This window comes from Streptomyces sp. NPDC047072 (genome assembly GCF_040643855.1).
Classification (GTDB): domain Bacteria; phylum Actinomycetota; class Actinomycetes; order Streptomycetales; family Streptomycetaceae; genus Streptomyces.
Genome location: NZ_JBEYVC010000064.1, coordinates 15,075 through 36,486, shown reverse-complemented (window position 1 = coordinate 36,486; position 21,412 = coordinate 15,075). Strand labels below are relative to the sequence as shown.

Below are 21,412 nucleotides of genomic sequence, written 5' to 3'. Positions count from 1 at the left end.
TTGACCGCTATCGACCCCACCGCCCACCTGACCGCGGAGCAGATCGAGGAGCTGGGCCGCGAGCTGGACGCGATCCGCGACGAGGTGATCGCCGACCGCGGCGAGAAGGACGCCGCCTACATCCGCAAGGTCATCGGCGCGCAGCGCAAGCTCGAGCTGGCCAGCAGGGCCGTGCTGCTGTTCTCGCTCTTCCCGCCCGCGTGGCTGGTCGGTACCGCCGGGCTGTCCGTGGCGAAGATCATGGACAACATGGAGATCGGCCACAACATCCTGCACGGCCAGTGGGACTGGATGCGCGACCCGAAGATCCACTCCACCACCTGGGAGTGGGACCACGTCTCACCGGCCGACCAGTGGAAGCACTCGCACAACGAGCTGCACCACACCTACACGAACGTGATCGGCAAGGACAACGACCTCGGCTACGGCATCATGCGCGTCGACGAGGACCAGAGGTGGTACCCGTTCCACCTCGGCCAGCCGCTGTGGAACTTCATCAACGCCTGCTTCTTCGAGTACGGCATCGCGGCGTACGACCTGGAACTCGGCAAGAACCTGCGCAAGCACCGCCGCAACAACCCGGAGTTCCGCGCGCGGGCCAGGGCTGTCGGCCGCAAGATCCGCAAGCAGGTACTCAAGGACTACGTGATCCACCCGCTGCTGTCGGGCCCGTCGTTCCTGCCCACGCTCGCCGCCACGTTCACCGCGAACCTGGTCCGCAACATCTGGTCCCACTCGGTGATCATGTGCGGGCACTTCCCCGAGGGCGTACAGGTCTTCGAGCGCCGGTCGATCAAGGGCGAGACGCGCGGCCAGTGGTACCTGCGCCAGATGATGGGCTCGGCGAACATCAGCGGCAGCAAGGCCATGCACTTCATGACCGGCAACCTCTCGCACCAGATCGAGCACCACCTGTTCCCGGACCTGCCGAGCAACCGGTACGCCGAGGTCGCGGTGAAGGTGCGCGCGCTGTTCGAGAAGTACGAGCTGGAGTACGTCACCGGGCCGCTGCCCAAGCAGGTGTTCTCCGCGTGGCGCAAGGTCTTCCGGCTGTCGCTACCGAACAAGAAGCGCGAGGTCAAGACGCCGGACCGGGAGCAGGAACTCGTCGCGGCCTGATGCGCGGTATGGGGTCGCTTCTCCGCGTCGCGGACGCCCGTGGGGCCCTGCGCTCAGGGTGCGTCGATGAGGTTACGGCCGTCCGTGGGGATGAGCGCGGCGACGCTGCTTGCGTAGGCGGACTGCACACGGGACCGCTCAGTCGCGTCGGGTACGGCGTTGGTGCAGGCCGTGCCGGCGCTGGACCCCGACATCAGTTGTGAGCAGGGGCCGGGTTTGGTGTCCGGCAGACCGAGGCTGTGACCCAGTTCGTGGGCGGCGATCCGGGTCTTGTCGTAACCCTGGCTCACGGCCTGGCTGCCGAGTTCGACGCGGACCTGCCGGCCCGGACGAACTGGGCCGAGGGTGGCCTGCGGCCAGCCCGTGGTGGCGACGATCACGATTTCGGCACCGGTGCCGGGTGCCGCTTCCACCAGTCTGACGTTGCTCACGTTCGCGTTCCACGAGGCGACTCCGGCCGCGATCGCGGTCTCCCAGCCTCCGGCGCGAGTGTCGTCGTAGCGAAGGGTCACCGCTGCCGCCAGGGCGGTGGTCGGTTCACTCGCAGGGGCGGCGGTCGCGGCGGTCGCCATGGCGAGAACGAGCGCCGCGGCGGAGGTGCCTGCCTTGAGCCATGTGCCGAGGGGCATTGCTGCTCCTTCATCCGTGGGGGGATTCCGGCCCCGGCGGGGCCGGGTACGCGAAGGAGCGGCACTGATGGTCCGGCGGGGCCGGACGCACCGTCGACCGCCCCTCCGGGGCCTTGCGATGGTATGCCTCCGAACCCCCGTACGTCATGCACCTGCCATGCCTACGCTTCGTCAGAAATCCATCCTGCGAAGGAGACTCACGTCGGGCCGTCATCGAACAACCAGTCGCCTCTTGATCGGCGTCTTCGAGATGACGCGTTCTGCGGGGAATGAACACCGACCTTGATTGTTGAATGCGGTATGAAAAAGATCGGGTTCCTGTCTTTCGGACACTGGACGCCGTCGCCGCATTCGCAGACGCGCTCCGCGGCGGATTCCCTTCTCCAGGCGATCGACCTCGCGGTCGCCGCGGAGGAGCTGGGCGCCGACGGCGCCTACTTCCGGGTCCATCACTTCGCGCGGCAGCACGCCTCGCCGTTCCCGCTGCTCGCAGCCATCGGCGCGCGTACCAGCCGGATCGAGATCGGCACCGGCGTGATCGACATGCGCTACGAGAACCCGCTGTACATGGCCGAGGACGCCGGCGCCGCGGACCTGATCTCCGGGGGCCGACTCCAGCTCGGCATCAGCCGGGGATCCCCGGAGCAGGTCATCGACGGCTGGCGCCACTTCGGGCACCTGCCCGCAGACGGGGCCACCGACGCCGACATGGCACGCGCCCACACCGAGCGGTTCCTCGACGTGCTGACGGGCGAGGGATTCGCGCAGCCCAACCCGAATCCGATGTTCTCCAACCCGCCGGGGCTGCTGCGCATCGAGCCGCACTCCGAGGGCCTCAGGGACCGTATCTGGTGGGGATCCAGCTCGAACGCCACCGCGGCGTGGGCGGCCACGCTCGGGATGAACCTGCAGAGCTCGACCCTCAAGGACGACGAGAGCGGCGAACCGCTGCACGTCCAGCAGCGCAAGCAGATCGAGGCCTACCGTCAGGCCTGGCGGGAGGCCGGGCACGCTCGCGAGCCGAGAGTGTCGGTCAGCCGCAGCATCTTCGCACTGGTCGACGACCGTGACCGCGCCTACTTCGGCCGTGAGGGTAACTCCAAGGACCAGATCGGCTACATCGACGCCAACACCCGCGCGATCTTCGGCCGCTCGTACGCCGCGGAACCCGACGTGCTGGTCAAGCAGCTCGCCGACGACGAAGCGGTCGCCGCCGCCGACACGCTGCTCCTCACCGTGCCGAACCAGCTCGGAGTCGCCTACAACGCCCATGTGATCGAGAGCATCCTGACCCACGTCGCTCCGGAGCTGGGCTGGCGCTGAGCGCACCGGAAAGTCGGGCGCGGAATGAGGTGAGCTCGGCACGCCCACACTGTCGATCCCTCGATGCCGCCGGCGTGGACGCGTAGTTCAGGCGTGGCGGGTGAGGGACAGTCCGAGCCGGCCGGGGGTGGGCGGCGCGGTCGGCCATGAAGGCGATGACGCCGGGGGCTGATCTGCGATGGAGCTGTGCCCGATGATCTCGGTCATGCCCGCGCGCAGCTGGCGACCCCGCGCGTGGGTCCTGGTTACCGGCCCGCACCCCCTAGGCGAGAGGCGGCAAGACGATCTTGCCGCCGAGGGGCGTTCGACCGCCGGTCCTTGCGCCGCGCCGTGGCGTCTGGCGCACCTCCTGACCGGCGACGGCCCGTTTCTGCCGGTGCTGAGGGAGAATTTCCTCAGCACCGGGCTGAAGATCACCGAGCGCGAACCCGCCCAGGCTCTGCGACACGAGCGGAAGGAAACACTCCCGTGCACATCAGTCGGCGAGAAGGACGGACGGGGTGGCTGTGAGCCGGATTCTGGTGACCGGCTCGGCCGACGGTCTGGGACGTGCCGCCGCGGATGCGCTGCTGTCCGAAGGACACGACGTCGTGGTGCACGCCCGAAGTCAGCAGCGCGTCGCGGGCCTCGCCCCGCTGATCGCCCGTGGGGCCCATGTAGTCGTGGGTGACTTCACCCGACCCGACGCCGTACGGTCCGTCGCCGCCGAGCTGAACGACGCGGAGCCGCTCGACTCGGTCATCCACAACGCCGGCGTCTGGAGCGGCCCCGCCGTCATGCCGGTCAACATCATCGCGCCGTACCTGCTGACGGCCCTGGTCCGCGGCCCTCGTCGGCTGGTGTACCTGAGCAGCAGCTCGCATTTCGGCGGACAGCCCTCGCTCGACGGGGTCGACTGGCGGGGCAGGCGCGCGGGCTCTTACGCCGACAGCAAGCTGTTCGTCACGACGCTCATGGCAGCGGTGACTCGGCTGCGCCCGGATGTTTTCAGCAACGCCGTCGATCCGGGATGGGTCCCGACCAGAATGGGCGGGCCCAGCGCACCGGACGATCTCGAACTCGGCCATCGGACCCAGGAGTGGCTCGCCTCCAGCGACGAACCCCTGGCCCGGACCACCGGCGGGTACTGGTACCACGGCGAGCGGTTGCAGCCCCACGACGCGGTCCACGACGAGGCGTTCCAGGACCGCCTCCTGGAGGCGCTGGCCAAGGAGACGGGCGTCGCGCTGTGAACGCGGGCTTCCTGGCCCAACCAGGCTCCGTCCGCCCGATCTTGGGCTGTGGAAGGATGCCCTCCATGATGTGCATTCGAAGGGGCCGTGCCGCGTAGAACACCAGCTGCACTTCGGTCGCGGGAACGCGGCCGGGGAACACCTTGGGTGCGGTATCGCGATGTCCCAGGTCTGTCGGGAGCGGCGAATACCGCCATCCGTGTGCTGGAACGGGAGCGCTTGTCTCCGGGCATCGTGGCAGTTGCGCTGAGTGTCTGGTGGGTTCGCGTCCACGGCACCAAGCGCCGGTGGCGGCAGTGGGAGGTCGAGTTCACCTGCCCGTGCTGCGGCGAGGGGTGGGCCCGGGACAACCTGCAGGACGCCCTGGCCATGCTCCCGCCAAGAGCCTCCGGCGAACTCCGGGTGCGGGTGGAACGCCTGGACGAAGTACTTCTCCGCCGAACGCATCACGAGCCGCTGGCAGAGCCCGAGTTGGCGTGGTGGCACAGCAGGTGCTGACCGCCCCATGCCGCGCACCTCGCCTGCCGCGCGGTCGAGCGGCACGTCGAACCGGTCCAGTTCGACGGAGCGGCTCAGCAACGGGACCCCGTACCCAACTACCCCGCCCACGCCCACAGTTCCCCCTGCCTTTACAACCCCCCTCGCACAGGGGAGGCCTACTCGGTGCCCCGGGCAGCGCCCCACTTCTCTCGCAGCACCCCCTCCGCGGGCTTGCCGTGCGGGGTGTAGGCCAGCCGGGCCGGGGTCTCGCCGCTGTCGGGCCAGTCGTCCCACATCCACCAGCAGACCCCTGCCCACCAGTCGCGGCCGGTGAAGGAGTCCAGCAACGCCCGGTAGGCGGCGGCCTGTTCGTCGGGGGCGGGGCGGCCGCTGACGGTCCAGGAGTACGGCGCGGTCGTGGCCCCGCGCTGGCTGACGTAGCCGGCCTCGGTGAACAGGACGCGCCGGCCCTGCTCGTGGGAGAACGCGGCGAGTTCCTCCCGGATCGGCTTCCAGGCGCGGCGCAGTACGGCGGTGTCCTCGGTGGGTGCCTCCGAGAGCGGCCAGTAGGCGTCGATGCCGATGACGTCGAGGTCCTTCCAGAAGCGGACCTTGCGGTACTCGTCATAGTTGGCCGCGTAGGTGAGCGGGCCGTCGTAGCGGTCGCGGACCGCCTCGACGACCTTCCGCCAGGCCGTCACGTCCCCTGAGACACCGGCGAGTTCGGTACCCACCGCGAACTGCTCGACACCCGTGTCGGCGGCGAGAGCCGCGTAGTGGGTGATGAAACGCCGGTACGCGGTGAACCACTCGCCCCGGTCCCGCGGTCGGATCTCGGCGCGGTCCTCGTCGCCGGGCAGGTCGACGTGCGGCTTGATCATCACCTTGAGGCCGAGGGCGTGGGCGCGGGCCGTGATCCGGCGCATGCTCGCGTCACTGGCCGTCTCCTCGGTGCGGTGCATCGAGGTGTCGGTGACGCGGTTCTGGTACCAGGTCGGGGTGAGGGTGATCCACTGGGCGCCGGTGGCCCTGATGTCGCGCAGATAGCGGGCGGCGGCCGGGCTGTCGTAGTCGGTGCGGTTCCAGGCGGGCAGGGTGATGCCGCGCAGGGTCGCCCGGCCGTCCTTGCCGGTGTCCGGGGACCCGCTCTCGCCGTCGGTGGTGGCGCAGCCGGAGACGACGGCGAGGAGGACCGCCACCACCGCGGTGACGGTCCCCCTCCTGGGATGCCGTGCCCTCACAGGCTCGTGGGGCTGACGAAGGTGTAGCCGAGGGCCTTGATGCCGTCGACCGTGTCCTTGAGCGGCTGGGTCGGGTAGTAGGGGTGGTAGAAGAAGCTCGCGAACCCGTCGCGGACGGCCAGGTTGGCCTTGGCCGAGGCGATGAGGTCGGCGGGCAGCCGGGCCGGGTGGTTGTTGAAGGCGTCCGGCTCGTAGTTGCCGATGTTCTCCGGCAGCACCTTGGTGCCGTACACGTCCTTCACCACGTACGGGAAGAACTGCCCGATGAAGGAGTTGGGTCCGGCGGAGTTCCCGCTGAGCGTGCCGGAGAAGTACAGCGAACGCTCCAGGCGGGCCGAGAAATTGGCGCCGATCGTCTTGTAGTCGGCGGCGGAGGCCGCGTAGTGCGGGGTGGTCCACAGCGTCGGCTTCGGCAGCCCGGCGAGGGTGAACTGGGTGAGCGCGCTGGTCACCCGGCCCTGCGCCCACAGCGCGGAGTCCTCGGCGACCGGGCCGTCGTAGACCACGTTGTCCGCGGTGTCGACGTGCGCCCGGTAGAACTCGAAGTCGTCGCCGGTGACGCCGTTGTAGGGGTTGGCGACGTTGCCGTACTGGTGGGTGTAGCCGTGGTCCATGAGGACCGCGCCGCGGGCCAGCATGTACTTGAGGGCGCTGACGACCTGCGGGCGCTGCACCAGGGTGAGCGTCTGCGTGGTGCCGTTGTTGTAGGTGCCCTTGGGGTCCTTGTAGACGGGGATCACGTTGATGCCGTACGGGATCTTCTGCGCGTAGAGGTAGTCCGCCATGGTCCGCAGTTCGGTGGGGTCCGAGGCAGGGCTGATGTCCTCAAGGCGCAGCATCGCGCGGTGGCGTTCGGCGGTGGCCGGTGCCAGGGCGTCGAAGAGCAGGTCCTCGGCGACGATGACGCGGTCGCTCTCGGAGACGTAGGCGAACGGGATCTCGCCGACGTAGGTGAGGTTCGACGAGCGGACCGCCCAGCCGAAGGTGTGCCCGTTGGAGCTGTCCAGTCCCTCCGCGAGCCGGGTGACCGCGGGATATCCGGGCCCGGTGAGGACGTTGGGGCGCAGCACCCCGCCGTCCTGGCCGGCCGGGATCTTCCGGGTGAGGGCCTGGTTCCTGTACGTCACCTGCGTGACGGTTCCGACGGAGCCGCCGTCCTCGTAGTACGAGGAGGTCGGGTCCCAGCCGTAGCGCTGGGTGAACTGGGCGACGCCCACCGAGTTGGCCATGTTCCAGATGTTGGCACCCATCCACAGGACCGGCTTGGTGCTGGTGGAGACGTCCTGGTAGAAGGCGGCCGGGATGGCGTCCGGGACGTCGCAGCAGTAGTAGGTCGAGCCGATGTAGATGACGGCGGTGTACGAGCCGATCATGCCGGCGGTGTACTGCTGGACCGGCTTGGCGGTCACCGTGCCGAAGTGGCCCGCGAGGTTGGCCGCGGCCATGGCGTACAACTCGCCGAGCTGACCGTAGGGACCTGCGGTGTCGTAGAGCACGAGGGTGGTGGGATCGCCCGCGGCCGCGCGGACGAAGCCGGCCTGGCGGACCGCGGTGGCGGCAGCGGGCTTCGCGGCCGCCGGCGAGGCCGCCGACTTCGGCCGCGGCTGGGCGCGCCGTTCCTTGTCCGAGGCGATCTGTTCCTTCGCCCACCCCTTGAGGTCGACGCTGCCGAGCCCGGACCGTCCGCCGACGGCCTCGTGGCCGTGCCGGTGGCCGCCCGGGGCGGTGGTGCCCGCCTGGGCGTTCCAGGCGAGGAACGTGCCGCCGAGCACGGCGGCGACGAGCAGCAGGATCAGCGGGAACTTCGCCGTTCCCCGTCTCCTGTGAGAAATCATTGGTGCCACATTCATCCCCCCGCCCTGCCGGTATTGGCAGGGTCTTTACCGATACGAAGTCACCGATTTTCATGACGACCATGAAGGGTGTCAAATTCAAGATCGGAAGGGTCGTTTTTTCTCGATCCCACGCCGGGCCGCCCCGGAGGTCTGCTACGTTCCTCACCGCGCGTTGGGGACGCGCATCAGAACGTGGGGGGAAAATGTACGGACGACCCGCCCTGGGGTCTTTGCTGCCTCTGGCAGGGGCGATGACCGTCCCGGAGGCAATTCCGGGGCTACCATTGGCCAAAGCATTGCAGGCAACGGCAGGAGCCGGATTTCTGTTCTATTGCCTGACGGCGTTTCTCATATTGCTGGCCCGGGCACGGCTGCGCCGCCAGGCACTGAGGACACGCGCCGACGCCGGGAGCGGCAATGATCACTGAACTGCTCCTGTGGTCGAGCATCTCCTTGATCGCCCTGGCCGCCTGTTACAACACGACACTCTTCATACTCTCCCGGCGGAGAATCAGGCGCTCCAGGACCGAAAAGAGAGAGCGCTTCTACATATTCCTCCTGGCCTGTCTCAACGAGGAGAAAGTCCTCTCCGAGAGCCTGGCGCGCATCACCTCGCTGCCCACCGCCAACTTCATGGCGCTGGTCATCGACGACGGCTCGGACGACCGCACCTCGGACATCGCCCTGGCCGCCGACCCGGCCGTCGTCCAGTTGCTCCGACGCGAACCGCCGAACGCACGCAAGGGCAAGGGCGCCGCCCTCAACGACGGGGTGCGCCATCTCAGGGAGTCCGGGCTGCTGCTCGGCCGCGATCCCCGGGACGTGGTGGTGTGCGTGCTCGACGCGGACGGCCGGCTCGATCCGCACGTCCTGCAGTCGGTCGACCCGTTCTTCGACGACCCGGGCACCGGCGCGGTGCAGGTCTGCGTCCGGATGTACAACCGGGGCCTCGGGCTGCTGGCCCGGATGCAGGACATGGAGTTCGTCGTCTACGGCGACGTCTTCCAGAGCGCACGGCGCTTCATCGGCAGCGTCGGCATGGGCGGCAACGGCCAGTTCATGCGGCTCGCCGCCCTCAACACCCTGGACGGGGACGGCCCGTGGAGCGACAGCCTCACCGAGGACCTCGACCTCGGGGTCCGGCTGATCGCCAAGGGCTGGACCAACATGCACTGCACCACCGCCGCGGTCTCCCAGCAGGCCGTGCTCAGCCTCAGGCGTCTGATCCGCCAGCGCTCCCGCTGGTTCCAGGGCCATCTCCAGTCGGCCGGACTGGTCCCGCTCATCCTGCGGGACGTGCCGACCCGGCCCGCGCTCGACCTGCTCTACCACCTCTCCAGCCCGGTGCTCATCCTGCTCACCTCGCTGCTGCCGCTGTCCTTCCTCGTCGCCGTGTGCGCCACCACCGTGGCCTCGGTGCAGGTCGGCCACCCGCTCGTGTCGCCCATGTGGCTGCTCGGCCCGTATCTGCTCTCGTTCACCACGGCCTACGCGTACGGCTTCGTGTACGCCCGGCGTGAGCGCGAACTCGGGCTGGTGCGCTCGGTGTTGCTCGCCCATGTCTTCGTCTTCTACGGCTACATCTGGTTCGCGGCCGGCTGGTGGGGGTTCTGGCGGATGCTCACCGGTCAGCGGACCTGGCTGAAGACCGCGCGCACCTGAAGTCCGCGCGCACCCGAGGACGTTCAGGCCGCGCCCTTCGAACGGGCGCGGGTCCTCACCTCGCTCCATCTCTCTCATCACCTTCACGCGGCCGCCGCGGCCGCACGCCCAAGGGGGACTCATGTCCACACACACGTCCGTCGTGCCCGTACGCGCCATGCTGGTGCTCGGCACGAGACCGGAGGCGATCAAACTGGCCCCGGTCGCACGGGCGATGGCCACCGGTTCACAGTTCGAGCCGATCGTCGTCACCACCGGCCAGCACCGCGAGATGCTCCACCAGATGCTCGGCCTGCTGTACGTCGACGTACGGATCGCGCTCGACGTGATGCGCCGGCGGCAGCAACTGTCCGACCTCACCGCCCGGTTGGTGCGCGAGCTCGGCGGGGTCATGCGGGAGCAGCGCCCCGACCTGGTCCTGGTGCAGGGGGACACCACGACCGCGCTGGCCGGCGCGCTGGCCGCCTTCTACGAGAAGATCCCGGTCGCCCATGTCGAGGCCGGACTGCGCACGGGGGTCATCGACAACCCGTTCCCGGAGGAGCTGAACCGCAGCCTGATCGGGCGCATCGCCCGCTGGCACTTCGCGCCGACCCCGGCGGCGGCCCGGCACCTGACCGGCGAGGGCATCCCCGAGGAGCAGGTCTTCGTCACCGGCAACACCGTCATCGACAACCTGCTGTGGGTGCTGGCCGAGGGCACCGGCACCTCCGCCTTCGCCGGCACGGCGAAGCGGATCCTGGTCACCCTGCACCGGCGGGAGAACCAGGGCGAGCGGATGCGCGGCATGGGCCGGGCGCTGACCCGGCTCGCGGCGCGCGGGGACGTGGAGATCGTGCTGCCGCTGCACAAGAGCCCGGCCGTACGGGACGTGCTGCTGCCGGAGTTGGAGGGGCAGCGGGGCATCTCGCTCGTCGAGCCGCTCGGGTACCTGGACTTCGCGGCCACGCTCGCCGAGTGCGACCTCGTCCTCACCGACTCCGGCGGGATCCAGGAGGAGGCTCCGAGCCTGGGCAAGCCCGCCCTGGTGCTGCGGACCACCACCGAGCGGGCGGAGGCGGTGGAGGCGGGCGCGGCCCGGCTGATCGGCACGGACCCGGAGTCCATCGTGACCTGGGCGAACACACTCCTCGACGATCCGGCGGAGTACCGCAGGATGGCGACCGCGGGCAACCCGTTCGGCGACGGCACCGCGAGCGCCCGCATCCTGTCCCAGCTGGCCGAGGACTTCGCCGCCGACGTCCCGGTCGGGCTCACGGCGTCCGGACCGTACTCGACGGCATGACACACCAGGGTCGTACCGTCACCCGGCTGGCACTGGCACTCACGCTGGCCACACTCCTCGCGCTCGCCCTCAGCCGGTGCCAGGGCGAGGGTCCGCCACCGCCGAAGCCGTGGATCGACGGTACGACCCACGGCCGCTGGCTGTCGGTGTTCAACGGCATGGGCACCAACCACGGAGACGACGGCTCGCTCCGGCTCTCCCCCATGGCCGCCGAGGACCCCGGCACCACCCACGCGGGGCTGGTCGTGAGCACCGCCTCCTACACGGACCTGCGGTACGAGGCGCGGATGCGGACCGTGAAGCAGCTGCGCTCCCCCAAGCCGAACCCCTGGGAAGTGCCGTGGCTGGTCTGGGCGTACACCGATCCGGAGCACTTCTACTACATCACCCTCAAGCCGAACGGCTGGGAGCTGGGCAAGCGCGACCCCGCCTATCCGGGCGGCCAGCGCTTCCTGGCGACGGGCCGGACACCGTACCCCGTCGGCCGGTGGTACGACGTGACGGTCGTCCAGCACGGCGCGATGCTGTCCGTGGCGGTGGCCGGGAAGCCGCTGGTGGCGTTCACCGACGCCGAACTGCCGTACGTCCAGGGCCGGGTGGGGGCGTACAGCGAGGACGCGACGGTGGAGTTCGAGGGGCTGCGGGCGTCTCCCGGCTGAGCCGTTCGTCAGTCCGCCGGAGGTGTCAGATGGTCGGTGAGGCAGGCGAGGTAGAGGGCGAGGGTGGTGTGGTGGTCGCGCAGGGGGCGGCCGGTGAGCTGTTCGATCTTGTTCATGCGGTAGACGACCGTGTTGCGGTGGATGTGCAGGGCGGCCGCGGTGCGGACCAGGTGGTAGCCGCTCTCGCACCAGGCGGTGATCGTGTCGCGCAGGGTCGGCCAGTCCGGCTGGGTACGGAGCCGGGCTGTCGTGGCGTCGAGGAGGCGGGCGCGGGCCGGCTGGCCGACCGCTGTGAGGAGTTGGTGGACCCGTAGGTCGCCGATGGAGTGGACGAGCACGCCGTCCTGACGGCGCACTCCGAGGCGGAGGGCCTCGCAGGCGTCCTGGTAGGAGTCGTGCAGGGCGTCCACGGTCGTGGCCGGCTCGCCGATGCCCGCGCGGGCGGCAAGCCCGTCCTGGGCGGCTATCGCCTCGACGACCCGGCGGCAGTCGAGGACGACGGCGTCCACCGTGTGCCGGGGGGTGAGGCGGTGCAGGACGCCGACCCGGCCGGGGGCGGTCGCGGCGACGATGTCCTGCGGATCGGCGAAGACCTCCAGGACCGTGCGGAGGATCTCCGAGCGGACCAGACCGATGTCCCGGCGCGGGGCGCGCGGCGGCGTCGTCACCTCGAAGGCCACCGCGATCCGGCGCAGCCGCAGGTCGAAGCCGAGGTCGGCGGCCCGGAAGGCGAGGCTGTCGGCCTCGATGACCTCGGGGTCGTAGGAGGCGAGGTCGGCCAGGAGCTTCTCGGCGGCGCGCTCGGCGAGCAACCGGGAGCGGAGCATGACCGATTCACGCAGAAGGATCTCGGTCTGGCGTTTGACGAGCAGTCCGAAGCGCCGCACCTGGCCGGGTGTGCCGGTGATGCCGACGGTCCCGACCGCCTGGCCGCCCGCGACCAGCGGCAGGGTGACGCCGGGCCGCACTCCGCGCAGCGACTGGGCCTGGGAGGCGTTGTGGGTCGCGGCCTCCTTGGTGCGCATGACCTCGACGGACGCCTCGTGGAAGGTGCCCACGCGGCTGCGGTCGCCGCTGCCGATCACCATGGCATCGGCGTCGGTGATGAGCACGTTGTAGCCGATGACCGCGGAGGTGTCCCCGGCGATCTCCTGGGCGAGCGAAGGGCTCAGCACGGTCGGTCCTCCCGCCAAGCGCGTGACTGGATGGACGGACCGTACAAGGCGGCGCGGAATCTCGGCCACACATTCGTACGGAGTGAACAGTGACGCAGGGCGGGGTGATCCCTAACGTATGGGCCCAATCCCACCCCGCCTCGCGACGGAAGGGCTCAGCCCATGTTCCGTATTCGCCCCCTCGCCGTCGCCCTGGCGGCGACGGTCCTGATGTCCCTGACAGCCGCCTGCGGTTCCGGCGACGACGCGCCCACCAACGTATCGGCGAAGACCGCCGCACTGGGCACGCTCACGCCCGGCGTCCTGAAGGTGGCCGTCCAGCCGTACGCGCCCTACACCTCGGTCCAGGGCGGCAGGATCGTCGGCCTGGACGGCGACATCCTCGCCTACGTCGCCAAGAAACTGGGCCTGGAGACCAAGCCCCAGGTCACGGACTTCGCCGGCATGCTCGCCGGCGTCCAGTCGCGCCGCGTCGACATCACCGTCGGCGGCGTCGCCTGGTCCACCGACCGGCAGAAACAAGGGCTGTTCACCGACCCGCCGTACTACTCGCCGCCCGCGATGGCCGTCCGCGACGGCAGGACGTACAGGACGGTGGCCGATCTGAAGGGCCTGAACCTGGGCACGGTCGAGGGGTATGTGTGGGTCAAGTCGATCCAGGCCGTGCCGAAGGCGAAGCTGCACGCCTACCCGGACGCCAACGGCGTCTTCGACGACCTCGGCGCGGGCCGCATCGACGTCGGATTCCTCGACCCGCTGATCATCATCGCGGCACAGAAGCAGCGCCCCGACCTCAAGATCGCCACCGAGTACCTGACCCCGCCCACCGCCGCCGAGGTGAGGCAACAGCCCGCCTACGCCTACTTCCAGCCGTACCAGACCGGCTTCTACCTCCCCAAGAAGGCCACCAAGCTGGAGCAGGCCGTCTCCCGGGAGATCGACGCCATGTACCGCAACGGCGAGATGAGCAAGCTCGTGACGAAGTACGGCGGCGATCCGGAGCAGTTCCTGAAGCCGGCCCCGGACGTCGCCACCGCGCGACGCGGAGTGGACCGGCCCGACAACTGGAACCCGCCGACCATCGGACAGTGAGGGGTCGCTGACATGTCCGGTCTCTTCCAAGTCCCCTGGTCCGACTACCGCGGTGACCTCATCGACGCGCTCGGCCGTACGGTGTCGTACACCGTCGTCAGTTTCGCCGGCGCGGTGCTTCTCGGCCTCGCCGTGGCACTGCTTCGGCTGAGTGGGGCCTGGCCGCTGCGGGCCGTGGCGGCCGTGTACACCGAGGTGTTCAAGAACGTCCCGCTGCTGGCCATCATCTTCCTGACCTACTTCGGGCTGGCCTCGGCCGGTGTCCGGCTGGACGTGTTCAGCGCGGGCTGCCTGTCGCTGATCGTGTTCTACGCCGCCTACCTGTCCGAGATCTTCCGTGCCGCGATCAGCGGGGTGCACGGCGGACAGACGGAGGCCGGCGAGGCACTCGGCATCGGCCGGGCGGGAATCTTCGTCCACGTCGTCCTGCCGCAGGCCGTCCGCCAGGCCCTGCCCGGCACCAACACCATGCTGGTCGACCTGCTGAAGTCGACGTCCCTGCTGGTGACCGTGTCGGCCGCGGAACTGATGTCGGAGGGGCGGCTGATCACCTCGGCGACGTTCCGGGCGCTGGAGGTGTACCTGGTCGTCTCCGCCCTCTACTTCGCCCTGTGCTACCCCCTCTCCCAACTCCTGCTGCTGTTGGAACGCAAGGTGCGGGCCGGTGTCCCGCTGTCCCCGTGGCGGCGGCGCCGGGTGCGGGCGGCCCGGGCGCTGCTCGCATCCGACCTGGACGCCACCCCCGTACGAGAGGAGGCGGCCGCATGACCGAGCCCGTCACCACCCACAGGACCGTCGAACGGGCCGCCGCCGAAGCGGTCATAAAGATCGAGGCACTGCGCAAGTCCTTCGACGGCAGGCTCGTCCTCGACGACGTGCACCTGAAGGTCGACCGCGGCCGGATCGTCAGCGTCATCGGGCAGAGCGGCGGCGGCAAGACCACCCTGATGCGGTGCGTCAACCTGCTGGAGAAGCCCGACGGCGGCACCGTCGAGGTGGCCGGCGAGGTGGTGCACAGCCAGGGCCGGACCGTCTGCCGTGATCTGCCGCGCCTGCGGCGGACCGTCGGCATGGTCTTCCAGAAGTTCCATCTCTTCCCGCATCTGACGGCCGTGGAGAACGTCGTCCTCGCCCAGCGCAAGGCCGGCGTCCCGGAGCCGGAGGCACTGGAGCGGGCCGTGACGCTGCTGCGCCGGGTCGGTGTGGCGCACCGGGCTCTGGCCCAGCCCGAGCAGCTCTCCGGCGGCGAGCAGCAACGGGTCGCCATCGCCCGCGCGCTGGCGCTGAAGCCGGAGGTCCTGCTGTTCGACGAGCCGACCTCCTCCCTGGACCCGGAGGCCACCCGCGAGGTGCTCAGCGTGATGCGGGAACTGGCCGCCGAGGGCATGACGATGCTGCTCGTCACCCATGAACTGCCGTTCGCCCACGAGGTGTCCGACCATGTCGTCTTCGTCGACGGCGGTCGGATCGTCGAGGAGGGCCCTCCCCGGGACGTCCTCGACCACCCCGCCCACGCCCGGACCCGCGCCTTCCTGGCCGCCTCCGGGAGCGGGGCGTGAACGGGCCCGTCGTGGTGGTCGGCGGCGGCGTCGTCGGACTGTGCACGGCGTACTACCTGGCGGCTTCCGGGCTGCCGGTGGAGGTGGTCGAGCGCGGGGACCTGGGCTCCGGCGCCTCGCGGGGCAACGCGGGCTGGGTCTGTCTGAGCCACTCCACTCCGGTCCCGGCACCGGGCGTGGTGCGCTACGCGCTGCGCTCGCTGGGCCGCCCCGACTCCCCGCTCTATCTACGGCCGTTGCCGGATCCGGCGTTCGTACGGTGGCTGTGGCGGTTCTGGCGCAGCAGCACACCGGCCGCGTTCCGGCGCGGGTACGCGGCGATCGCCGAGCTGAACCGCGACACCTTCGGCCTGTTCGACGGCCTGCGCGAGGCGGGCGTGGAGACGACGCTGACCCGCCCGGGCATGGTGCACGCCTTCCTGTCGGCGGCCGAGGCCCGCCATCACCTGGCCGTCCAGCGGGAGATGGCGGACGGCCGCTACCGGCTGCCCGACGAGGTGACCACCGGCGACGCAGCGCGCCTGCTGGACGACGCCCTCGCGCCCGGGGTGCGGGCCGCGTACCTCGTCGAGGGCGAGGGAGTGGTCGATCCGGAGGCGTTCGCCCGTGGCCTGGGCCGGGCACTGGCCGCCTCCGGAGTCAAGATCCACGAGCACACCCGGGTCAGCGGGATCCGCATGACCGCGGGACGGGTCACGGCGCTGGACACCGGTCAGGGCGAGATCCCCTGCCGAGCCGTCGTCATCGCCGCCGGCATGCGCTCCCCGGCCCTGCTCCGTCTCCTCGGCCGGCCACTGCCGCTCCAAGCGGGCAAGGGCTACAGCTTCTCCGTGGACCTCGACCCGGCACCCCGCCACACCCTCTACTTCGGCGAGCGCCGGGCCGTCGCCTCCCCCATCGGCTCGACGACCCGCATCGGCGGCACGATGGAACTCAGCGGCAACAACAACCGGCTCGACTGGCGCCGGATCGTCGCGGTCGCCCTCGCCAGCCGGCACTACCTCGGCCACTGGTTCGAGGACCCCGACGACCTGGTCGCCCGGATCCGCGACCCGTGGGTGGGCGGGCGGCCCTTCCTCCCCGACGGCCTCCCCGTCATCGACCGCGTCCCCGGCCACGACAACGCCTACACGGCGACCGGTCACGGCATGCTGGGCATCACCCTCGGACCCGCCACCGGCCACCAGCTCGCTCACTACATCCGCACCGGCAACCGCCCACCGGCTCTGCGACCGTTCCGCTTCGACCGGTTGCGCGGATAGAGCGGTCACCGATCAGCGGGCGATCTCGTGCCGACGGGGGGTCTTCCAAGCGGCCGACGCCTTCCGGGAGTTCACCGGTCCGGAACCGCACACCTCCGCCACGCCGGCCGATTTCGCCCTCGGTGTCAGGGACGGTCGGTGTGCGCCGGGTGGTCGCGGCCGACCGTCAGCGGTGCCGGGCGGTAGGCGACGTAGGCCGCCCCGTCCAGGCCGAGCGCGGTCGCGGACCGCTGGAGTGCGGCCGGGGTCGCCACGTCGCCCCAGTGGCCGGTGTCGACCCGGTGTTCGAGGGCGTGCAGGGCGGCCACGGTCTCGGCGGTGGTGAACGTGCAGTGCCCCTGCCGCTGGACGAACGCCTGCCGCAGCAGCGCACCGTCTCCGGAGGCACGCACCCGGGCGGCGAAGCGGTTCTCCTGCTCCACCGGAACCAGGTTGTCGGCCGTGGTGTGGATGTCGAGCAACGGCACTTCGAGTCCCTGGCCCGCGGAGGAGGTTCGCTGCGCGGTGCGCACGGCTGCCGGATCGGCGGTGATGTCGGCCCCCGCGGTCAGCGCGTTCAGATCGGCGCGCAGGTCCAGGCCGGCGGCCCGGTACAGGGCGCGGACCTGGGGCGCATGGACCGAACCGGCCAGCAGGCGGGCGTAGTCCACGCCCTTGTTCCAGGAGTTGTTGCCCCCGACGGACTGCTCGATGGCGAACCGGCCGCCCTCGACGAACGAGAGGATGCCCTGGGCGAACCACGCGTACTGCTGCTCCTGCTGGCCCGCCCAGTCGGTCGGCGCGGGCTGCTCCTGTCCGGGTGCCCAGGCGGGCAGGTTGAGGAAGGCCGCGGCCAGGGCGATCCGGGCGCGGCCCTGCGCGGTGGCCTGGGCGGCGGTGACGGCGTCGGTGAGCTTCTTGGCGGTGGCGGCCGCGTCGGCGGCGGAGTCGAAGCGGACCAGCTTGACCTGGTCGTCCGGCAGCAGCAGCCGGGCGAGGGTGTACTCGGCGTCGAGCTGGTAGTTGTCCAGGTCGGTGCCGCCCGCGACCAGGCCGCACTGGCCGAGCGCGCCGTCGATGCGTCCGCCGCCGTCCCGGGCCAGCTGCGCGTTGACGAGGCCGCCCATCGAGTTGCCGACGGCCAGGGTGCGCCGCGGGGTGCCGATCTTCGCCGTGACGGCGTCGAGGGTGGCGAACTGGTCGCGTTCGGCACTGTTCAGGGCCCACATCGAGCCGTTGGGGTCGTACGAGGACCCGGCCAACGCGTATCCCTGGGCGAGGAGTTCGGTGCGGACGGCGGCAGAGGGGGCGTTCTGGGCGACCAGCGGGCCGAAGCCGTGGCTGAACAGCACCAGCGTGCCGTTCCACTGGTCGGGGACGTCCGCGATCCAGGTGGCGCCGTCGGCGAGGGTGCCGGTGAGACGGCCGGCGACGTCCGCGTCCGCCTCGGCGGCGGCCGAGGGGAGCGGCGCGACGAGGGCCGTGGACGCCAACGCGGCCAAGGTGGCCAGGGCGATACGGAGACGGAGACGGCGAGTGCGGGTGCTGGCAGGCATGGGGGCTCCCTGAGGGCGGCTGCAGAGCGGGCACACGGGCAGGTACTCAGTGCACTGAACGAAGACCCCAGGAAGGTAGGGCTGAATTCGTACCGCCGTCAATATTGTGCACAACATTATCGGGGGTGGGCATCGATATCCGGGCAGAACGCGCAAGCCAGTTGGATCTCCAGCGGACTCAACTTGTGAAGGATTGACGGAGGTTGTGGAGAGCGGAAAGAATGCAGCTCTCGCTCGCCGTGACTGAAGTGAGCGATGTGACGCGAGTGGCTCGGCCACGGTTTTCTTCCAACTCCCCGTGCACCAGCGGCTGCTCGCGCCCTGCCACCTCCCACAATCTCGATTCCAAGGGCAGATCTTGAGACGCCTCTCACGCTCCAGAACGTCGGCCGCTGTCGCCGCAACCGCCTTCCTCGCCACCGTCACCCCGCTCGTGGGGGCCGCTTCGGCGAGTGCGACTCCTGCGGGCGGCTGCCAGTCGGCCACCGTTCAGTACCGCCTCGTCGACGCCGCCGGAAAGCCGGTCGGTGACGACTGGACCTCACAGGGCGGCTTCCACCAGTGGAAGGACGCTCCCGGCACCGTCGAGGTGCGGCTGGCCCCGGGCCAGAAGGTCGGCGACGGCTGCAAATACCCGGTCTCGCTGGCCGGTTACACCACCGAAGGCCCCAGCTGGACCACCTCCGGCTACCAGGAACTCGTCGACCACGCCGTCGTCTACCTCGGCGCGGACGACCTCGCCGGCGCCGACGACGCCGGGCGGACCTGGCAGAAGCTGTCCGTGAAGTCCCCCGACTGCTACGGGCAGATCGACCTCTACGGCGACGACGTCGTCTACGACGGCAAGTCGGGGGACGGACACGGTCCCGCGCCGTACCAGCCCGACAACGTCGTCACGCCGTACCACCTCATCGCCGCGTGGAACGGCGGCGACAAGTCGTGCACCCCCGACGAGCCGAGCACGCCCACTCCCCCGGCCTCCGAGACGCCTCCGGACACCCCCAGCACCCCGGCCACTCCGCCCGCCAGCGAGCCGCCCGCCGAGGAGACCACTCCGCCGGCGAGCCAGCCGCCCTCCGACTCCACCACCCCGCCCACCACGCCGGACGTCCCGCCGATGCAGTCGACGCCGCCGTCCCCGACGCCGAGCGAGAGCACGCCGCCGTTGGCGGAGACCGGCTCGAGCGCGCCGGTCGGGCTGATAGCGGGCGGTGCGGCCCTGGTCATCGCCCTCGGGGCCGGTGCGGTCTTCGCGACCCGACGGGGACGCCACACCTGATCGACTGACGGGCTGATCGCCGTCGTTGGCGGCACGATCACCCCGTGAGGTCCGACAGCTCCGCCGTAGAAATCCGATGTCCCGGACAACCGGGAACCGGGTCCTGCGGCGGAGTTGTCGGTGAGGGTAAGGGGATGGCCGAGGGAAGGACGCCCTATGACGGACGACGCTCTGTTCGCGCTGGAAGCCGTCGTCGTCGCGCAGCCGAAACGTTCGCGGTGGCGCACCTACAGGGGACCCGCCCTCGCCGTCTCGACCGTCGAGGGGACCCCGCTCGCCCACGTCACGCACATCGACGACACGCTCTACCACCTCACGAAACCCTCCGGCGAACTCGTCGTCCGCATCGAGAGGCACACCGCGTTCTGGCAGTTCGGACCGGTCCGGTTCCGTTTCCTCGACGCGGTGGACCGGGAGGTCGGCAGCGCCGAGGCGCGCGGTCTCGTCAAGTCCGCGCAGCTGAGCCTCCGTACGGAGCGGCAACGCGCGCTGCTGCTCACACGACTGGGCCTGTCCACCCAATGGCGGCTCGCCGAGACCGATCCGTTGGAGGACCCCGCGGCGGAGGCCCTCGGCACGGTCACGGTGAGCACCATCGACGCCTGGCTCGGACTGCAGCAGTACGTCGTCCGCGCGGACCCCCGCCTGGACGCCTCGGAGCGACGCACCCTCCTCGCCTCGGTGGCCTGTCTGCACCTGGTGCGCCGCCCTCCGGGCAGTAGCGCACCCGGATGAGAGCCGTGCTCAGGAACCGGCCTGGTAGTCGGTGTCCATCTCCTTGAGGAGCTTGTCGGGGGTGGACTGGCCGCTGAAGATCTCCTGGAGGCCGCTGAGCATGGTCTGCTGGACCTTGGCGTTCGGCCAGTGCTGGTCCATGAACGGGACCGTGCGGTTCGCCTGGATGAACTTCGAGAGTTCGGCGAGAGACGGGTCCGCCTGGTAGCCCGTGTCCGCGAGGGTCGGCAGACCGCCCTGCTTCTTGACGAACAGGTCCATGCCGTCCGGCGACATCACGAAGTTCACGAACTTCAGCGCCAGGTCCTTGTTCTTCGCCTTCGCGTTGATGCCGTAACCGGCGCTGGCCGCGGCCGGGATGATGGTCTGCGCCGGGTCGTCGGTCGCGGGCAGGGCCTTGAGCGTGAAGGTGCCCTCGGGGTTCTTCTGCTTCAGCAGGGAGATCACCCAGTTACCCTGCACCATGCCCAACGTCTTGCCGGTGGCGGCGAGTTGCTGGCTGCCGTCGTAGTTCGTGCCCAGCGGGTTCTTCTGGAAGCAGCCGGACTTCTCCATCGTCAGGTACTTGTCCAGCGCGGTGGTCCACTGCGACTTGGCGAAGGTGGTCTGCCCGGACTCCATCTTCTGGTCGAAGTCGCGGTCGGGCCCGTAGACGGTGGTGGCGACCAGCGCGTACAGGACGAGCTGGGTGATCCAGTTGTCCTGGTTGCCCAGCGCGAACGCGGGCGTGCCCTTCGCCTTCGCCGCCTTGCAGAAGGCCAGCAACTGGGTCCAGGTGTCCGGCGGGGTCAGGCCCGACTTGGCCAGCGCCTGCTCGTTGAAGACCATGCCGATGCCGCTCTGCCCGAAGAGCGCCGTGTACGTCTTGCCCTCGTACTCGGCGACCGACTTGATCGCCGCGGGCAGCTTGGGCGCCCAGGACTGGTCGGAGAGGTCGCGCAGATAACCCGCCTTCGCCAGGACGTACATGGCGCCCGGGTTGCCGTTGCCGGGCCACACCGTCATCACGTCCGGCGCGGTGCCGGAGGAGAGCTGGGTGCGGATCTGCTGCTGGTACTGGTCCACCGAGCTGGTGGTGAGGCGGACCTTGACGCCCGGGTTGGCCTTCTCGAACGCCTTCACGACATCCTCGACGGAACCCACGTCGACGGAAGTGATCGTCAACGTCTTGGAATCGCCGCCGGAGCCGGCCTTGGTGCCGCCGCTGCACGCGGCCAGAAGTGTCGCGGCCGTCGTCGTGGCGACCAGGGCGGTCAGTGTGCGTGTCTTCATGGTCTCTCCCTCGATGCTCGGTGCTCGACGCGAAGAAG

General features: G+C 70.1%; 18 protein-coding genes. 12 read left to right on the top strand and 6 right to left on the bottom strand.

The window, feature by feature from the left end; genetic code table 11:
- The gene (locus ABZ896_RS25690) at positions 1 to 1,119 is read left to right on the top strand and encodes an acyl-CoA desaturase (protein ID WP_360933547.1); all 1,119 of its coding nucleotides are present in this window, start codon (positions 1 to 3) and stop codon (positions 1,117 to 1,119) included.
- A 53-nt stretch (positions 1,120 to 1,172) separates the two neighbouring features.
- Here ABZ896_RS25690 and ABZ896_RS25685 read toward each other — a convergent pair whose 3' ends face one another.
- Entirely contained in the window at positions 1,173 to 1,748 is a 576-nt protein-coding gene (locus tag ABZ896_RS25685; RefSeq protein WP_360933544.1) for a snapalysin family zinc-dependent metalloprotease, read from the bottom strand.
- A 300-nt stretch (positions 1,749 to 2,048) separates the two neighbouring features.
- Between ABZ896_RS25685 and ABZ896_RS25680 the strand changes: the two genes are divergently transcribed.
- Together ABZ896_RS25680 and ABZ896_RS25675 are read left to right on the top strand one after the other, a co-directional pair.
- Entirely contained in the window at positions 2,049 to 3,071 is a 1,023-nt protein-coding gene (locus ABZ896_RS25680; RefSeq protein ID WP_360933541.1) for an LLM class flavin-dependent oxidoreductase, read from the top strand.
- 506 nt (positions 3,072 to 3,577) lie between these two features.
- Positions 3,578 to 4,303, top strand: a complete 726-nt coding sequence (locus ABZ896_RS25675) for an SDR family NAD(P)-dependent oxidoreductase (RefSeq protein WP_360933538.1) — start codon at positions 3,578 to 3,580, stop codon at positions 4,301 to 4,303.
- 656 nt (positions 4,304 to 4,959) lie between these two features.
- Here the strand turns inward: ABZ896_RS25675 and ABZ896_RS25670 are convergent.
- A complete protein-coding gene (locus tag ABZ896_RS25670; RefSeq protein ID WP_360933535.1) occupies positions 4,960 to 5,985 on the bottom strand; it encodes a glycoside hydrolase TIM-barrel-like domain-containing protein in 1,026 nt (341 codons plus the stop codon).
- 35 nt (positions 5,986 to 6,020) lie between these two features.
- On the bottom strand, positions 6,021 to 7,859 hold the full coding sequence (locus tag ABZ896_RS25665) for a polysaccharide deacetylase family protein (RefSeq protein WP_360933532.1): 1,839 nt from the start codon (positions 7,857 to 7,859) through the stop codon (positions 6,021 to 6,023).
- 417 nt (positions 7,860 to 8,276) lie between these two features.
- Between ABZ896_RS25665 and ABZ896_RS25660 the strand changes: the two genes are divergently transcribed.
- The 3 genes from ABZ896_RS25660 (at position 8,277) to ABZ896_RS25650 (ending at position 11,465) form a co-directional block, all read left to right on the top strand.
- Positions 8,277 to 9,521, top strand: coding sequence for a glycosyltransferase family 2 protein (locus ABZ896_RS25660; protein WP_360933529.1), 1,245 nt, complete (start codon positions 8,277 to 8,279; stop codon positions 9,519 to 9,521).
- A 121-nt stretch (positions 9,522 to 9,642) separates the two neighbouring features.
- Positions 9,643 to 10,806 carry a UDP-N-acetylglucosamine 2-epimerase (non-hydrolyzing) gene (gene wecB, locus ABZ896_RS25655; RefSeq protein WP_360933525.1) on the top strand — a complete coding sequence of 388 codons (1,164 nt, stop codon included), beginning with the start codon at positions 9,643 to 9,645 and terminating at the stop codon, positions 10,804 to 10,806.
- Positions 10,803 to 11,465: a calcium-binding protein gene (locus ABZ896_RS25650; RefSeq protein ID WP_360933522.1), complete on the top strand. Its 663-nt coding sequence runs from the start codon at positions 10,803 to 10,805 to the stop codon at positions 11,463 to 11,465. The genes wecB and ABZ896_RS25650 overlap by 4 nt, the downstream gene beginning before the upstream one ends.
- Positions 11,466 to 11,473: 8 nt before the next feature.
- On the opposite strand, the gene ABZ896_RS25645 is transcribed toward ABZ896_RS25650, so the two are convergent.
- Positions 11,474 to 12,640, bottom strand: coding sequence for a sugar diacid recognition domain-containing protein (locus tag ABZ896_RS25645; protein WP_360933519.1), 1,167 nt, complete (start codon positions 12,638 to 12,640; stop codon positions 11,474 to 11,476).
- Positions 12,641 to 12,802: 162 nt separating this feature from the next.
- Between ABZ896_RS25645 and ABZ896_RS25640 the strand changes: the two genes are divergently transcribed.
- The 4 genes from ABZ896_RS25640 to ABZ896_RS25625 are packed head-to-tail and all read left to right on the top strand — an operon-like array spanning position 12,803 to position 16,553.
- Positions 12,803 to 13,732, top strand: coding sequence for a transporter substrate-binding domain-containing protein (locus ABZ896_RS25640; RefSeq protein WP_360933516.1), 930 nt, complete (start codon positions 12,803 to 12,805; stop codon positions 13,730 to 13,732).
- Between the two features lie 12 nt (positions 13,733 to 13,744).
- Positions 13,745 to 14,500: an amino acid ABC transporter permease gene (locus ABZ896_RS25635; RefSeq protein ID WP_360933513.1), complete on the top strand. Its 756-nt coding sequence runs from the start codon at positions 13,745 to 13,747 to the stop codon at positions 14,498 to 14,500.
- On the top strand, positions 14,497 to 15,291 hold the full coding sequence (locus tag ABZ896_RS25630) for an amino acid ABC transporter ATP-binding protein (protein WP_360933510.1): 795 nt from the start codon (positions 14,497 to 14,499) through the stop codon (positions 15,289 to 15,291). The genes ABZ896_RS25635 and ABZ896_RS25630 overlap by 4 nt, the downstream gene beginning before the upstream one ends.
- Positions 15,288 to 16,553: an FAD-dependent oxidoreductase gene (locus ABZ896_RS25625; RefSeq protein ID WP_360933507.1), complete on the top strand. Its 1,266-nt coding sequence runs from the start codon at positions 15,288 to 15,290 to the stop codon at positions 16,551 to 16,553. The genes ABZ896_RS25630 and ABZ896_RS25625 overlap by 4 nt, the downstream gene beginning before the upstream one ends.
- A 125-nt stretch (positions 16,554 to 16,678) precedes the next feature.
- Here the strand turns inward: ABZ896_RS25625 and ABZ896_RS25620 are convergent, their stop codons facing one another.
- Positions 16,679 to 18,088: an alpha/beta hydrolase gene (locus ABZ896_RS25620; RefSeq protein ID WP_360933504.1), complete on the bottom strand. Its 1,410-nt coding sequence runs from the start codon at positions 18,086 to 18,088 to the stop codon at positions 16,679 to 16,681.
- A 358-nt stretch (positions 18,089 to 18,446) separates the two neighbouring features.
- On the opposite strand from ABZ896_RS25620, the gene ABZ896_RS25615 reads away from it, so the two are divergent.
- Positions 18,447 to 19,367 carry an LAETG motif-containing sortase-dependent surface protein gene (locus ABZ896_RS25615; protein WP_360933501.1) on the top strand — a complete coding sequence of 307 codons (921 nt, stop codon included), beginning with the start codon at positions 18,447 to 18,449 and terminating at the stop codon, positions 19,365 to 19,367.
- A 156-nt stretch (positions 19,368 to 19,523) separates the two neighbouring features.
- Positions 19,524 to 20,102, top strand: a complete 579-nt coding sequence (locus tag ABZ896_RS25610; protein WP_360933498.1) for a hypothetical protein — start codon at positions 19,524 to 19,526, stop codon at positions 20,100 to 20,102.
- A 9-nt stretch (positions 20,103 to 20,111) separates the two neighbouring features.
- Here the strand turns inward: ABZ896_RS25610 and ABZ896_RS25605 are convergent, their stop codons facing one another.
- Complete coding sequence (locus ABZ896_RS25605) at positions 20,112 to 21,374, bottom strand: extracellular solute-binding protein (protein WP_360933495.1); 1,263 nt, start codon at positions 21,372 to 21,374, stop codon at positions 20,112 to 20,114.
- Positions 21,375 to 21,412: the final 38 nt, after the last annotated feature.